13 protein-coding genes and 2 tRNA genes are annotated in these 15,221 nt (G+C 71.7%); 6 read left to right on the top strand and 9 right to left on the bottom strand.

Annotated features, from left to right (window positions below):
- Window positions 1-461: 461 nt before the first annotated feature.
- From JNW87_RS21715 to JNW87_RS21725, 3 genes are all read right to left on the bottom strand, one after another.
- Window positions 462-869, bottom strand: a complete 408-nt coding sequence (locus JNW87_RS21715; protein ID WP_109804715.1) for a hypothetical protein — start codon at window positions 867-869, stop codon at window positions 462-464.
- A gap of 88 nt (window positions 870-957) precedes the next feature.
- Entirely contained in the window at window positions 958-1,095 is a 138-nt protein-coding gene (locus JNW87_RS21720; protein WP_238454292.1) for a hypothetical protein, read from the bottom strand.
- Between the two features lie 8 nt (window positions 1,096-1,103).
- Window positions 1,104-1,562, bottom strand: a complete 459-nt coding sequence (locus tag JNW87_RS21725; RefSeq protein WP_238454293.1) for a hypothetical protein — start codon at window positions 1,560-1,562, stop codon at window positions 1,104-1,106.
- Window positions 1,563-1,643: 81 nt separating this feature from the next.
- Between JNW87_RS21725 and JNW87_RS21730 the strand changes: the two genes are divergently transcribed.
- Complete coding sequence (locus JNW87_RS21730) at window positions 1,644-2,252, top strand: hypothetical protein (protein WP_109804713.1); 609 nt, start codon at window positions 1,644-1,646, stop codon at window positions 2,250-2,252.
- Window positions 2,253-2,298: 46 nt separating this feature from the next.
- On the opposite strand, the gene JNW87_RS21735 is transcribed toward JNW87_RS21730, so the two are convergent.
- The 6 genes from JNW87_RS21735 to JNW87_RS21760 all read right to left on the bottom strand — a co-directional run bounded on the left by JNW87_RS21735 (window position 2,299) and on the right by JNW87_RS21760 (window position 8,786).
- Window positions 2,299-2,375 (bottom strand) — tRNA-Ile (locus JNW87_RS21735).
- Between the two features lie 63 nt (window positions 2,376-2,438).
- Window positions 2,439-4,142, bottom strand: a complete 1,704-nt coding sequence (locus JNW87_RS21740; protein ID WP_238454294.1) for a pitrilysin family protein — start codon at window positions 4,140-4,142, stop codon at window positions 2,439-2,441.
- Window positions 4,139-5,086 (bottom strand): hypothetical protein, encoded by a 948-nt coding sequence (locus JNW87_RS21745; protein ID WP_238454295.1) that lies wholly within the window; start codon window positions 5,084-5,086, stop codon window positions 4,139-4,141. The genes JNW87_RS21740 and JNW87_RS21745 overlap by 4 nt, the downstream gene beginning before the upstream one ends.
- 36 nt (window positions 5,087-5,122) lie before the next feature.
- Entirely contained in the window at window positions 5,123-6,388 is a 1,266-nt protein-coding gene (locus JNW87_RS21750; protein ID WP_238454296.1) for an NAD(P)/FAD-dependent oxidoreductase, read from the bottom strand.
- Window positions 6,378-8,513, bottom strand: coding sequence for an MMPL family transporter (locus JNW87_RS21755; protein WP_238454297.1), 2,136 nt, complete (start codon window positions 8,511-8,513; stop codon window positions 6,378-6,380). Before JNW87_RS21755 ends, JNW87_RS21750 begins: the two co-directional genes overlap by 11 nt.
- A 200-nt stretch (window positions 8,514-8,713) precedes the next feature.
- Window positions 8,714-8,786: transfer RNA gene (locus JNW87_RS21760), tRNA-Asn, on the bottom strand.
- 271 nt (window positions 8,787-9,057) lie between these two features.
- Between JNW87_RS21760 and JNW87_RS21765 the strand changes: the two genes are divergently transcribed.
- The 5 genes from JNW87_RS21765 to JNW87_RS21785 form a co-directional block, all read left to right on the top strand.
- Window positions 9,058-9,462, top strand: a complete 405-nt coding sequence (locus JNW87_RS21765; RefSeq protein ID WP_238454298.1) for a hypothetical protein — start codon at window positions 9,058-9,060, stop codon at window positions 9,460-9,462.
- Between the two features lie 263 nt (window positions 9,463-9,725).
- Window positions 9,726-11,408, top strand: a complete 1,683-nt coding sequence (locus JNW87_RS21770) for a ThuA domain-containing protein (protein WP_238454299.1) — start codon at window positions 9,726-9,728, stop codon at window positions 11,406-11,408.
- A gap of 596 nt (window positions 11,409-12,004) precedes the next feature.
- The gene (locus JNW87_RS21775; RefSeq protein ID WP_238454302.1) at window positions 12,005-13,060 is read left to right on the top strand and encodes a carbohydrate-binding protein; all 1,056 of its coding nucleotides are present in this window, start codon (window positions 12,005-12,007) and stop codon (window positions 13,058-13,060) included.
- A gap of 312 nt (window positions 13,061-13,372) precedes the next feature.
- Window positions 13,373-14,221: a sugar phosphate isomerase/epimerase gene (locus JNW87_RS21780; RefSeq protein ID WP_238454300.1), complete on the top strand. Its 849-nt coding sequence runs from the start codon at window positions 13,373-13,375 to the stop codon at window positions 14,219-14,221.
- Window positions 14,222-14,331: 110 nt separating this feature from the next.
- On the top strand, window positions 14,332-15,221 hold an 890-nt coding region (locus JNW87_RS21785; protein WP_238454301.1), incomplete at its 3' end, for an ROK family transcriptional regulator.

A 15,221-nucleotide genomic window follows, 5' to 3' on the forward strand; every position in this document is an offset into this window, starting at 1 on the left:
GCGATCCGCGCGTACTCGACATCGGTCAGCTCAAACCGCCCACTCACGACACACGTGAATAGCCCAACCACGACCCAAGATCCAGGAGACACGCCCTAGTAGGCCGGGTCGGTGTGGTCCGTGAGGTTGTCGGCGTCGGAGGAATGTGCCGCCGCTGCACTGTCACCGTGTTCGAGTGACCGCTCAGCGAGGGGCGGGTCCGTCCAGCAGGCACATGTGCAGCGAGCGTTATGACTGAGGGGCATATATATTTATGACTCTCAGGTATCGCCCTCGCGGGAGTCGTCCTCCCCGGACCGACCACGCGGGCGGCAGCGCGGCCCGCAAATCACGCCAGCCCCGGCCCGGTGCATGCCGGTGCAGCGGAAGAACCGGGGGTCGAGCTGCAGACCGGCCCAGTCGACGCCGGCGAGCGGCGCTCCAGTCCGCCATGATCAACCGGGCGAAGAGGCGACGCGCGGTCAGCCGGCTGACCTTCCCGTACGGCCTCGACGGATCAGCCAGGCGCCGCCGCTGACCACGGTGGTGCCGAGAGCCGCCCCGACCAGGACCAGGAGCGCTCCGACCGCCCAGAGGCCGGTGTCGTCGGTCGCGGCGGCGTGCGCCGCCCAGGCGATGGTGAAGGCGATCGTCATCACCGGGGCCACCACCCACGGACTGAGCAGCCAGCCACCGACGGCGGCGATCAGGGCCAGGGTGAGGACGCAGCCGGCCACCTGCCACGGGGCGTACGGGCCGCTGGTCGCGCCGGTCTCCGGGTCCACCGTGTACCCGGTCTCCCAGCCCAGCCAGGCCCACCACGCCCCGACCGTCGCCGCCGCGAGGGTCAGGCCGCCGAGCAGGGTACGCGTCCACGTCGTCGAGTTCACGGCCTGATCCTTCCGGTCGGGGTCGATATCCGGATGAGCACGCGTACTCACGATTCTCGTACGGCGGATCCCGCGCAGCCGCCGGTGCTCAGGCCGGCGCCGTACCGCGGACCGCCCAGGCCCGGGCCGCCAGCCGGATCGACCCGTCCGGGTCGACGGGCACCCGGGTGGACAACGCTCGCGCAGCGCGGCACGCGACGACCGCGTCGCAGAAGTGCCGCATCATCGCCGGCGCTACTCCTCCACCGGCAAGTCGTGAAACCACCGCCGGGACGATGCGGGCACCAGCAACAGGCCGACGACGACTGACGCACCAACGCTCTGCAGCAGCCCTGACGCATCAGCCCCGGCGAACGCGACGACGCCATACACAACGCTGGCGGTCGAGAAGACGGTTGTCCAAAAGCGGGCCCGCCCGCTACCACGCCACAGGCCGAAAGCCAACGCCAGGACAAGAAGCCCCGCTATCAACCCACTGGCCCTGGATGGACCACTCGTCAACATCTTCCCCGCCGGGATCGCGGTCGCCACGAGCAAAATCACCACGGCGGCGGTGACCGGCACGGGGACGCGTCGCTCACTCTGCTCGATCACCGGCTCATGGTAGGTGTCGTTCGCCCGGTCCACCAGCGCCACCGCCACCCACGGGCCCCCCGCAAACATGCGCGCTTCGACGCCCAGTGTCCCGTTCATGGCCGTCCGTTTTCCCGATCCGTGCGTCCTCGCCACTCGTATCGTGACGATGACCCCTGTCGGCCACGGACGCTGAGGTGCATGGACGACAGAGAACGCGAGCAGGCGCTGCTCACCGCCCTGACCACCGAGCATTTCGTGCTTCAGACCTCGCGCAGCGCGACCGTCACCGAGTCGGTGGGCCGGGCGACGGTCTTCCTGACCATGCTCTCCGCCGCGCTGATCGGGCTCGGTTTCGTCGCCAGCAACGCGGCGCTCGTCCGGCCGTACCTCGGGGCGGTGCTGCCGACGCTGGTGATCACCGGACTGCTCACATTCCTGCGGCTGGTCCAGAACATGGTGGAGAACGAGCTGGATCTCGCGCGAATCCAGCGCATCCGGGCGTACTACCACCGTCGGCTGGCCGGCGAGCACGACTTCTTCGCCGACGCGGTGCAGGGCGAGGGCATCATGCGGGCCACCTGGGCGGCGGTCGGCAACGCGCCCCGGCGGGCGCAGCTGTTGCTGACCACGGCGGCGATGGTGGGCGCGGTGAACGCGCTGCTGGTGGGGCTCGCGGTCACGCTGCTGACCGGGCTCGCGGGGCTGTCGTCCGGGTTCGCGATCGGCCTCGGCAGCGTGTTGGCTCTGCTGGCCTTCGCCGCCCAGGTCGCCTACATCAACCGTGAGTCGATCTCCCAGCCCGGGTAGGGGTTACCTGGACTGTGGCACCTGCCCGGCTACCAGGGTTTTCGCGTGGTGGGGCGGGCGGGACTCGAACCCGCGACCGAGGGATTATGAGTCCCCTGCTCTAACCCGCTGAGCTACCGCCCCGTTACCGCGCCGGATCGTAACCCGCCCGGTCGATCACCGGCCACCACCGAAACGGGCGGTCTCTCAGCGTTTCCGCCGCCGCAACAGCACGATGGGCAACGCGAGGATAACAGTGAGCAGCCAGCCCACCCCGACCATGCCCCACAGCCAGGCCTCGTCGCCGTCGGCCTCGTCGGAGATGAACATGCCGAGGGTGAGCAGCAGGGTGATCCCGCCGACGCCGAGGGTGGCGAGGCCGCTGAGCACCATCAGCGGGATCTCCCACCAGGACCGCTGCACCGGGGCCGGGCGCTGCTGCGGGTGCGGCCGGTTGGCCGCCGCGTACGGCTGGGGGATCTTCTCCGGCGGGCGGGCCGGCATGGGGACCCGCCGGTCGGCGGGGATCTGCTGGTCGATCACGCCGATGGCGGCGGGGTGCAGGTCGAACAGGGTCGGCTCGATGTGCATCGAGATGGCGTCGTGGCCGATCAGCCGGCGGGCGCCGTCCGGCCAGGCGAGCAGGGCGGCGCACTCGGCGTACCGGACGGTGAGCGGGCCGCCGGGGCCGACGTAGCTGACGCCGTCCACGCCGACCCGCAGCTCGCCGTCGCCCTCCCGTTCCCGGTAGGCGGTGCCGGGCAGGGTGTGGGTGGAGCGGGTGGGCGCCTCGGCGAAGCCGGCCCAGTCGGCGGTGGTGCCGTCGGGCACCATCAGCAGCGCGGTGGCGGTGACCTCCTGGGCCACCTGGTGCAGGTCGGGGAGGGTGACGGTCTTGAGTTCCGCGCGGAGTTCGTCGACGGTGACGGCGGGTTGGCCGGTGAGCAGGTCCACCGCCTGGCCGGGCAGCCGCGCGGCGTCCACCTCGGCGGTGCCGAGGGTGTCCTCCCGCTTGGCCACGGTGGCGTCCAGGTCGGCCTGTTCGATCCGGCCGGCCCGCAGCTTGGCCAGCACGTCGATGAACCCGCCGAGCACCGCGTCCTGCTTCTCGGGCAGCGCGTCGGCGAGGGCGCGCAGCGTGGCGTGGCCGTCGCCGCGCGGCTCGTACCCGGTGTTGATGGTGTAGGAGAGCCCGTCCTCCTGGCGCAGCGAGCGGTACATCTCGCGCTCCAGCACCCCGGCGAAGACGCCCGCGGCGGTCCGGCGCCGCACGACCGAGTCCAGCACCACGGCCCGCGAGCCGTTGACGAAGTACGCGGGGGTGCGCGGCAGCGCCGACGACACCGGCGGCACCGGCTGCCGTACGCCGGCGGGCAGCGCCAGCCGCAGCCCGGCGGGTACCCGGTCGCCGGCGATCCAGAGCACCGCGTTCTCCCGGGTGAACCAGCGGGCCGCCCAGTACCGCAGGTCGTGCTCGGTCAGGGCGTACAGCCCGAACTCCGGGTAGCTGCTCAGGCCGTGGTCGCGGGCGCCGTGCCGCCACAACGGCAGCGCGTCGACGGCCGTGTTGCCGCGGCTGCTCCACTCGGTGCGCAGGATCTCCTTCTCCACCTCCAGCCGGGCCATCGGCAGGTCGTGAATGGTGCGGCAGACGGCGGTGAGGAAACCGGCGATATCGGACTCGGAGCCCTGCATGTAGAAGGAGGTGAAGGTCGGCGCGGTGGCGCCGTTGAAGTGGTAGTCGGTCAGCCCGAGCGGGGCGAGCGCCAGGTGTTCCAGCAGGTGGGTGATGCCGCTGCGGGCCAGGGTCTCGTCGGCGGTGCCGACCCGGAAGGTCAGCCCGGCGCGCATCGGCCCGGCGGTGGGTGCCATCAGCGTGGGCACCCCGTCCACGTCCAGCCGCCGGATCAACGAAACACACCCTTCGCGTACGCCTCGGCGCGGATGTTGTCAAGCACCTCAGTGCCGCCCACGTACGACCACGGGTGCTGGCTGCCCAGGTGGCCCAGGGCGGCGAGCTGCGCCCCGGCCGCGGCCCACTGCCCGGTCAGCCCGAACCAGAGGACGAAGACCGATCGGGTGGAGACCCAACCGGGCTCGTGCCGGAAGTTCGGGTGCAGCACGGAGCGCTGCGCCGCCGCCCAGATGTCCTGCATCACCCGCGGGTCCTGCAGGTACGCGCCCTGCTCGCCGTCGCTGTCGAAGGTGACGAACCGTTCGAGGTGCGCCTCGGCGAGCAGGACGGCGTTTTGCGCGCCCTCCGGGGCGGAGAGCATGCACTCCCGGGCGAAGTCGAACGCCTTCTCCCAGCTGCCGCCCCACTTGGGGCAGAGCTGCTGGAACAACCGGGACTGGGCCGACATCTGGTGCGGGGCGTACCGGGCGAGCCGGTCGTAGCGGCGGCGGGCCTCCGCCTGGCCCAGTCCCAGGCCCATCGCGGTGGTCAGCCGTTCCTCCCAGGCGATGACGTTGCCCGGTTCCCGGGCGCAGACGTCGATGAGGATCTGCTCGGCTTGCCGCAGGTGGTCGTGGAGCTGGGCGAACTGCTCCCGGCTGACGTACTTCGCCAGCTTGTCGGTCCGGATCTTCCAGCCGACCTGGACGAGGTGCGCGGCGAGCATGGTGGCGGCGACGGTATCGCCGGGCTGCTGGGCGAGGACCTGGCGGAGCCAGGTCCCGGTCGCGGCGTCGTCCTCGGCGAACCCCATCAGGAACGCCCTGCCCGCCCAGTCGCGGACGTCGAGCAGCTGCCGGACGCGGGGCCAGTCGCGCCCGGCGAGGGCCGCGCGCATGTCGTTGACCTCGGGAAAGGCGGCGGCCGGGTCGAAGGTGATCGCCGGGAGGGGTGTGGGCATGGCGGCGATCATAGGTGATCACGAGGGGGTCTCGGGTCACCCGTCCAGCTCGGACGGGGCCCCCTGCCCGGGGCGGAGCGCGGCGAGGACGGCACCGGCGGTGCGCCACCCGCTGGCGAGCGCCCCCTGGACGGAGGGGCTGTCGCGGTGGTCGCCGGCCACGAAGAGCCCGTCGCCGAGCGCCACGGGCTTGCGCAGCCGGCCCTGCGGCGGCGGCGCGGCGGGCAGCGCGTCCGGGATCGACACGGTGGTCAGGTGGGTCCAGTCGGCGGTGGACCGCCCGTAGAGCCGGTCCAGCTCCCGCCGGATCACCGGCTCGGGCGGGGCCTGCGGGCCGACCACGGAGGTGGCCACCAGGTGCCGCCCGGCCGGGGCGTACGTCGGCGCGGCGTTGCTGGGCACCACCGTGTTGGCGACCAGTTCCCGCCGGTCGCCGTCGACCAGCAGGATCGGCTCGTCCAGCGGCGCCGACTCGGCGGCGTGATAGTAGGTGGTGTAGCTGTGCATCCGTACCCGCACGAGCCGCGGCAGCAGCGTGGCCGCCGCCGGCGGGTCCACCGCGACCACGACGGCGCGGCAGGCGATGTCGCCGGCCTGGGTGCGGACTCGGCCGGGCGCGACCTCGGCGACCGGGGTGTCCAGCTCGATCAGGTCGGCGGGCAGCGGGTCGGCGACGGCGCGGGGCAGCGCCCCCATGCCGTGCGCGGGGAGGCCGATCCGACCGCGGGCGAAGGAGCGCAGCACCATGGCCAGCACGTGACTGGAGGTCTCCAGCTCCCGGTCGATGAGGACGCCCGACAGGAACGGTCGGAGCAGCTCCTCGATGATCGCGTCGGAGAGGCCGGCCCGGCGCAGGGCGGCCCCGCTGGTCGTCTCCGCGGCGGCGAGCAGCCGGCTCACCGGCAGGGTGGCGCAGCCGATGGCGAGCGCGGCGAGGCGCAGCCGGTCCACCAGGGACCCGGCCCCGGCGGTGGCGGTCCGCGCCGCCCCGGTGGGTTCGCGCAGCGGGTTGACCAGCCGGTCGAGGCGGTCGCCGCGGCGGACCAGCACGCCGGAGGTGAACCAGCCCAGGTCGAGCGCGGCCAGGTCGAGCAGGGTGCCCAGCCGGGGGTAGGCGGTGTTGAGCACCTGGAAGCCGCGGTCGAGCAGGTAGCCGTCGACCTGGTCGGTGGCGACCCGGCCGCCGAGCCGGTCGCCGGCCTCCAGCAGCAGCCAGGGCACGCCGGCGCGGTGCAACCGGCGGGCGGCGGCGAGGCCGGCCAGGCCGCCGCCGACGATGACCACGTCGGTCTCAGCGAGCATGTTCGACCTCCGCGCCGGCCCGGTCGCCGTTGCGGTTCGTCCGGGACAGCCGGCTCGGCCACCAGATCTTCGGCCCGATGTCGTACGCCAGGGCGGGCACCAGCAGCGACCGTACGACGATGGTGTCGAGCAGCACCCCGACGGCGACCGCCACGCCCAACTCGACCAGCACCACCAGCGGCAGCACGGCGAGCGCGGAGAAGGTCGCGGCGAGCACGATGCCGGCGGAGGTGATCACGCCACCGGTGACCGCGAGGCCGCCCAGCACCCCGGCGCGGGTGCCGCGCTTGACCGACTCCTCGCGGACCCGGCTCATCAGGAAGATGTTGTAGTCGATGCCGAGCGCGACCAGGAAGACGAACGCGAAGAGCGGGAAGGACTGGTCGACGCCGGGGAAGTCCAGCACGTACTTGAAGATCAGCGCGCAGAGCCCCAGGGTGGCCAGGAACGACAGCACCACGGTGGCGATGAGCAGCACCGGGGCGAGCAGGGCGCGCAGCAGCAGGGCCAGGATGACCGCGATGACCACGAGCACCACCGGGATGATGACGTTGCGGTCCCGGGTGGAGGCGGCGGCGGTGTCCACGTTGATGGCGGTGAAGCCGCCGACCACGGAGTCGGAGCCGGGCACCCGGTGCACCGCCTCGCGCAGGTCGCGGACGGTCTCTTCGGCGCCGTCGCTGTCCGCCGGGTCGGCCAGCGTCACCTGCAGCTCCACCCGGCCGTCGACCACCTTGGGTGGCGCGTTCGGGTCGGGCGGGCCGGCCTGGCCCCGCTCGGTGACCGGGCGGACCGAGGCCACCCCGGGCACGCCCTGGGCGACCTGGGCCACCTGCTGCGCGGTCGCCTGGGTGGTGAAGATGGTGGCCGGGCTGCCGGTGCCCGCCGGGTAGTGCCGGGCGATCACCTTTTGGCCGGCCACCGAGTCGGTGCGGCTGGTGAACAGGTCGGACTGGCCGAGGGTGGTGGCGCCGAGCTGGCTGAGGCCGAGGGTGAGCGCGGCCAGGGCGACGGCGGTGACCAGCCACACGGCGCGGGACCGGCGGGCGACGAAGCCGGCGATCCGGCTCCAGATGCCGTCGGCCTGCGGGTCCGCCTGGTCCTCGCGGGGCGTACGCGGCCAGAACGCCCAGCGTCCGCCGAGCACCAGCAGCGCGGGCAGGAAGGTGAGCATCACCAGCAGCGTGGCGGCGATGCCGAGGGCGGCGACCGGACCGAGCGCCCGGTTGGAGTTGAGGCTGGACAGCAGCAGGCAGAGCAGGCTGACGATGACGGTGGTGCCGGAGGCGATGACGGCCGGGGCGGCGCCCCGCCAGGCGGTCTTCATCGCGTCCCACGGCCGGTGGTGCCGGTGCAGCTCCTCCCGGTACCGGGCGATCAGCAGCAGGGCGTAATCGGTGCCGGCGCCGAAGACCAGCACGGTGAGGATGCCCTGCGCCTGCCCGTTGAGCTTGATCACGTCGTGCTTGGCCAGGTGGTAGACGAAGACCGACGCCAGCGAGTAGGACATCCCGGCGGCGAGCAGCGGAAGGATCCAGAGCACCGGGCTGCGGTAGACGATCAGCAGGATGACCAGGACGACGACCAGGGTGACCAGCAGCAGCGGCCCGTCGATGGCGGTGAAGACCTCGATCAGGTCGCCGAGCAGGCCGGCGGGTCCGGCCACGTTGACGGTGAGCCCGTCCCGGTCCGGGCCGGCGATGTCGCGCAGCTCGTCGACGACCTGCCGGATCTGCTCGCCCTCGGCAGCGTCGATCGGCACGATCACCTGGACGGCCTGCCGGTCCTGGCTGACGATCGACGGCGGGAGCGGGCCCAGCACGCCGGGCAGTTGGGCGAACCGGGCGGCGTCGGCCTGCACCCGCTGCTGGTCGGCGGGGGTGATCCCGGAGGGGCGCTCGTAGACGACGAGCGCCGGCGTCGTCTCCTTCGCCACGAAGCCGGCGGAGAGGTCCTGGGCCCGGGTGGCCTCGGCGTCGGTGGGCAGGAACGCGGCGTTGTCGTTGGTGGCGACGTCGCCCAGCTTCCCGGAGTACGGCCCGGCGACGCCCCCGACGACCAGCCAGCCGACCACGACCGCCACCGCGATCAGGGTGGCCGTCCAGCGGCCTCGTCCTCCGGTCATCTCCACCCCTCATGATCGACGCACCAATCGACGCAGCGGGAGTCCAAGTCGACATCGACCATCCTGCCGGGCAACCCGACCCTGCGGGGCGAAAACCTCCCGCCGGCGGCTGGGGGCCGGCTGGAGGTTCGCTGGAGCCGGCGAACCGGGAAACGAGAAACGCCCGCCGGCGGGGCCGACGGGCGTGCTGTGGAGCGAAGCTCCCCCGTTTGGACTCGAACCAAAAACCTGCCGGTTAACAGCCGGCTGCTCTGCCAATTGAGCTACGGGGGACCGTGCACCGCCGGGTCGCGGATCTCTCCGCGCCGTGCGACGGGGACAAGAGTACAGGACATCGGGGGGTGGCGCGCCAGGGGGTTACCGCATCGCCGTCCGCTCTCCCGCCGGGATTCGGACGCGCCGGAATTCGGACAAATCGTCATCTCGGCGCATGGAGGCATGGGCGCGGAGCAGGATGGGTAGTTAGCCGCCGACAGAGGACGTAGGCGCGAGTGGGTCGCCCCCGGTCGGGGACGACAGCGCGTCAGGTACGAGAGGAGCCGCCATGCGCGGAAAGATCATGTTTCTTGGCGGGCTGGCTGCGGGATTCGTCCTGGGCGCCCGTGCCGGCCGAGAGAAGTACGAGGAACTGGTGGTCCGGGGCCGCAAGGTGCTCGACCACCCGACCGTCCAGGAGGCGGCGGGCGTCGCGCAGGCTCAGGCGACCCGGCTCTACAGCGAGGGCAAGGACAAGCTCGGGCAGACCAAGCTCGGCGAGAAGCTCAGCGGCAACGGCAACACGCAGCAGCTGACCGCGGCCGACAAGCCGTTCGCCGGCACGCCGGCCACGGTGGGCGCCAAGGCCGGTTCATCCAGCACGGGCTCGACCGGCTCGACCTCCGGGTCGTCGGGCACCACCAGCCCGCGTACCAAGCCGTCCGGCACGGGCAGCAACGCCAGCACCCTCTGACCGCACCGACGACAGCGGGCCGGCACCTTCGGGTGACCGGCCCGCTGTCGTCTGTCCGAACGACACCGAGCCGCCCCACTTTTGCTGATCCTGAACAAAAGTGGGAGAGGTTCGTTCAAAACTTTTGCCTCCAACCTCTTCTCTTTGCTGGCGTACGCAAATATCGTCCTGCGTAGAACCTGGCCAGGCTCTCGTCACCTCCCCAGCGACCTCCTCAGCCTCGTCCCGGCTGAGGCGGACCCGCCCGACCAGAGCGAGGTTCGATGCGCAGACCAATCGGCCGCAGGGCCGCCACCCACCTGAGCCTGCTCGCCCTCGTCGGCGCGACGCTCGTCGCGACGGCGCAGCAGCAACCGACCCCGGCGCAGGCAGCGCCGGCACTCACCGCACCGGCACCCGTCAGCAACGGCATCGAGTACAAGGTGCTCGTCTTCACCCGCTCGGCCAGCGGCAGCAACGGCGCCACCGCGGCCGGGGTGCAGGCCATCCAGCAGCTCGGGCGCGACCGGCGCTTCACCGTCGAGGTCACCGACGACGCCCGCAAGTTCGACGCGCCACACCTGAAGCAGTTCCGGGCCGTGGTCTTCCTCAACACCGCCGGCGACGTGCTCAACGACGCCCAGCAGGCCGCCTTCGAGGAGTACTACCGCGACGGCGGCGGGTTCGTCGGCGTCCACTCCGCGATCGAGGCCGAGCCGGGGTGGTCGTTCCTCACCAACGTGCTCGGCACCCGGGCCAACGGCGCCCCCTCCGCAATGAGCAAGGCGACCGTGACCGTCGCCGACCGGGTCCACCCCGCATCCGAGACGCTGCCGCAGCGCTGGAGCACCACCGACCGGTGGTACAACTTCGCGGCCAACGTCCGGGGCGTCTCGCACGTGCTGGCCACCGTGGACGAGAAGTCGTACAGCGGCGGCAGCATGGGCTTCGACCACCCGGTGACCTGGTGCAAGGACTACCAGGGCGGCCGGTCGTTCTACACCGGACTCGGCGCCACCGCGGAGAGCTACGGCAGCGCCGACCTGCGCGCCCACCTCGGCGGCGCGATCCAGTGGGCGGCCGGCGTGACCGACGGCGACTGCGGCGCCACCGTGCTGGCCAACTACCAGATGACGGTGGTCGGGGCGCAGCCCAACGTCAACGAGCCGATCGGCTTCGACGTGCTCCCCGACGGCCGGGTGATCCAGACCGACCGGCGCGGCGGCGTACGCCTGCACGACCCGGCGAGCAACGAGACCACCGTGCTGGCGCAGATCCCGGTCTACACCCACAGCGAGGACGGGATGTACGGCCCGGCGATCGACCACGACTTCGCCACCAACAAGTGGGTCTACCTCTACTACGCACCGCCGCTGGACACCCCGACCGGGGGCGCGCCCACCACCAGCACCGACCCGGCCGCCTGGGACCAGTGGAAGGGCTACTTCCAGCTGTCCCGGTTCAAGTTCGTCGACGGGGACACCCCGTCGCTGGACCTGAGCACCGAGCAGAAGATCCTCCAGGTGCCGGTGGACCGGGGAGCCTGCTGCCACGTGGCCGGCGACATCGCGTTCGACTCGAAGAACAACCTCTGGCTGGTTACCGGGGACGACACCCCGGCCGGCGGCGGTGGCTCCGGCGGCTTCTCGCCGCACAACGACTCGGTCAGCGCCACCGGGGTCTACCAGGCGCCCTTCGTGGACGCCCGGCGCAGCTCGGCGAACACCAACGACCTGCGCGGCAAGGTCCTGCGCATCACGGTCGGGGCGGACGGGTCGTACAGGGTGCCGGCGGGCAACATGTTCCCGGCGGGCACCGCGAAGACCGGCCGGAGATCTACGCGATGGGATTCCGGAACCCGTTCCGGATCACCCTCGACAAGAACGACGTCGCCTACGTCACCGACTACTCCCCCGACTCCTCGACGGCGCAGGTCGGTCGTGGACCGGCGGGCACCGGCCGGATGATGGTGGTCGACAAGCCGGCGAACTACGGCTGGCCGATGTGCGTGCAGCCGAACCTGCCGTACATCGAGATGAACTGGACCACCAACCCGATCTCGCCGGTCGCGCCGTTCGACTGCGCGGCGCCGAAGAACACCTCCCGGCACAACACCGGCCTGACCGACCTGCCGGCGGTGGAGAAGTCCGAGCTGTGGTACTCGTTCCAGGCGCCGACCCCGTGCCCGGAGTCGTACCTGTCGACGCCCACGCAGACCTGTCCGGTGCTCTTCCCCGAGCTCGGCACGGGTGGCGTCGGCCCGCACGGTGCGGCGAAGTACGACTTCGACCCGGAGCTGAGGTCGGAGACGAAGTTCCCCGAGTACTACGACGGCGCGATCTTCTTCGGCGAGTTCACCCGGGACACCCTCAAGGAGGTCCGGCTGGACGACAAGGGTGACATCCTGAAGATCAACAATGTGCTGAACTGCGGCCAGGCGCCGACCACGCCGGCCAAGCCGTTCCTGTGCGACAACCCGATGGACATGCGTTGGGGCGCCGACGGCAACTTCTACCTGCTGACGTACGGCGACGGGTTCTTCAACGTCAACCCGGACGCGGCGATGCTGAAGTTCAGCTACGTCAAGGGCCTGCGGGCACCCACCGCCACGCTGACCGCGACCCCGACCAACGGCATCGCGCCGCTGACCGTGGCGTTCTCCAGCGAGGGCTCGAAGGACCCGGACCCGGCCGACTCCATCTCGTTCGCCTGGGACTTCGACGGCAACGGCACCACCGACTCCATCGACCCGAACCCGACGCACACCTACACCGCCAACGGCGTCTACACCGCCCGGCTGACGGTGACGGACTCCAGCGGCAAGACCGCGTCGGCGAACACCACCATCACCGTCGGCAACACCGCGCCGACCGTCACCGTCGTCACCCCGCTCGAGGGCGGCTTCTTCAGCTGGGGCGACGACATCCCGTGGTCGGTCACCGTCACCGACCCGGAGGACGGGCCGGTCGACTGCAGCAAGGTCGAGGTGACCTTCGTCCTCGGCCACGACCAGCACGGTCACGGTGAGGCCAACCAGTTCGGCTGCTCCGGGGTGCTGCCCACCGAGCCGGACGACGCCTCGCACGGCGGCTACATCTACGGCGTGGTCAGCGCGTCGTACACCGACCAGGGCGCCAACGGGCAGCCGGCGCTGACCACGGTGGACCAGCAGATCGTCCAGGCCAAGCGGCAGGAGGTGGAGTTCGCCACCGACGAGACCGGCACCACGGTGGGCGCCAGCGCCGACACCGGCGGCGGGCAGCAGCGCGGCAGCCTCGACCCGGGCGACTGGATCGCGATCAACAACACCGTGAACCTGAAGAACATGCAGTCGGTGACGCTGCGTACCTCCGGTGGCAGCGCGGCCACCGCCGGGCAGCCCCGGTTCGGCGTTCAGTTCCGGCTGGACTCGCCCACCGGCCCGCTGCTGACCACCGCCACGGTCAACGCGACCAGCGGCAACAACGCCTTCACCAGCACCACCGTGCCGCTGACCGACCCGGGCGGCTCGCACAAGCTCTACCTGGTCTTCACCACCGTTCCCGGCGGTGCGGCCAGCGGTTTCGGCAACCTCAACTGGGTCGAGTTCGCCGGTCAGGGCATCGGCGTCACCCCGTGACCACCGGGTGGGGCCGCCACCGGCGGCCCACCCGGACACCGCAGCACCAGTCCCCCATCACCAGTCAGCACGGAAAGGCAGCCAGGACATGAACGACACACAGCACGGAATGAGCCGTCGCCGGGTGCTCGGCACCATCGCCGGGGCCGCCGGCGCGGTCGCCGTCGGCGCCGCCGGCTGGGCCCCCTCGGCCGCCGCCGAGGGCAACGGCCTGCTCATCCCCACCGGCAAGCGCGGCATCATCCTCTACAGCGTCCGCGACCGGATCAGCGCCGCACCGGACACCTCCGGCGTCCCGTATGGGTTCGAGCGGTGCTCGGCCGGCTCGCCGAGATCGGCTACCAGGAGGTCGAGTTCGCCGGGTACACCCAGAACACCGGGATCCTCGGCCGGCAGATCACCCCCGAAGAGATCCGCAAGATCCTGGACGACAACGGGCTGCGGGCCAACGGTTCGCACGCCTCCGTCCCGAGCACGGTCACCCCGGACACCATCGCCGCGTTCGAGCAGACGCTGGACACCGCCGAGATCCTCGGCATGACGCACATCGGCACCGGCAACGACCCGACCGGCAGCAACTACAAGGCCGACTGGGACGCCGCGGCCGACCGGTGGAACACCTTCGGCGAGATGGCCGCCGCGCGCGGGCTGAAGCTCTACACGCACAACCACGACGCGGCGTACAACTTCCTGCTGGACAGCGGCCCACTGGACGGGCTGGGCCGGCCGACCCGGTCCTCCGGCGTACGGAAGCTGGAGTACTTCTTCGGGCTGACCAACCCGGAGTGGGTCTGGTTCGAGATGGACATCTACTGGGCGCACGTGGCGCAGTACCGGTACCGCAGCTACGTCGACCCGGACGGCGTGACCCAGACGAACGTCTTCGACCCGCTGGCCACGGTGGCGGTCCGGACCACCCGCTTCCCGCTGTTCCACGCCAAGGACGGGGCGTTCAACCCGGCCAGCTCCGCCGGTTACGACATGGTGCCGCTCGGCCAGGGCGACATCGACTACGGCACCTTCTTCGCCAACATGGGCGCGAAGGGGTACCACAACCCGATGTGGGAGCAGGACAACGCGCCGGGCGGCAGCGCCGACCCGGGCCGGTCGCTGCGCTTCGCGGAGATCAGCTACGAGCACATGTCGGGTCTGCGGGGCTGACGGACCCGACCGGCACCACCGAGGGCCGCGCCCGGGAGAACCCGGGCGCGGCCCCCTCGCGTCACGCCTCGTGACGCCGATATGGCACATTCCGGAGGGAGGTGATCGCGATGACGCTGATCGGACCGGAGAACCCGGACCAGGCGCGGCTGCTGCGCCTGCTGCGCGACGACGGCCCCCGCTCCCGGGTCGAGCTGGCCGACGCGCTGGGCCTGAACCGGAACCGGTTCATCGCGGAGGTGGACCGGCTGACCGCCCAGGGCCTGGTGGAGACGGCCGGGCCGGCCGCGTCCCGGGGCGGTCGCCGCTCGTCCCTGCTCCGGGTCGCCGGGCAGGTCCGCTTCGGCGCGGTGGCCGTCGGCGCCGGGCGGCTCGACGTCGCGCTGACCGACGGCGGGCTGACCCCGCTCTCCCGTCTCGGCGAGCCGATCGACCTCCGGGACGGCCCCGAGGCGGTCGTCGGCCGCGCCGTAGAGCTGCTCGGCAAGCTCCGCGCCGAGGCGGGGCTGTCCCGGTTGGCCGGGGTGGGCGTGGCGCTGCCCGCGCCGGTCGCGGTGCGGGAGGGATCCCCGGTCTCGTCGCCCGCCCTGCCGGGCTGGCACCAGTTCCCGGTGCGCGACGCGATCGCCGCCGAGCTGGGCTGTCCCGTGCAGGTGGACAACGACGCCAACGTGATGGCGCTGGGTGAGCTGCACGCCGGCACCGGCCGGGCGTTCGACGACTTCCTGTACGTCAAGCTCGGCAGCGCCATCGGGTGCGGACTGGTGCTGGGCGGCACGCTCTACCGGGGCGCGACCAGCGGGGCCGGCGATATCGGGCACCTGCGGCTGGCCGACGACGGCCCGCTCTGCGACTGCGGCAACACCGGCTGTGTGGAGGCGTACTGCGGGGACGGCGCCCTCTTCAAAGACTTCATCATGCGCGGCAACGTCGTCGACCTGGCGGTCGGTGTCGTCATCGGCGCCGCCTTCACCGGCGTGGTCACGGCCTTCACGAACTC

It is taken from the genome of Micromonospora sp. ATA51 (assembly GCF_016802855.1).
GTDB lineage: Bacteria > Actinomycetota > Actinomycetes > Mycobacteriales > Micromonosporaceae > Micromonospora > Micromonospora sicca.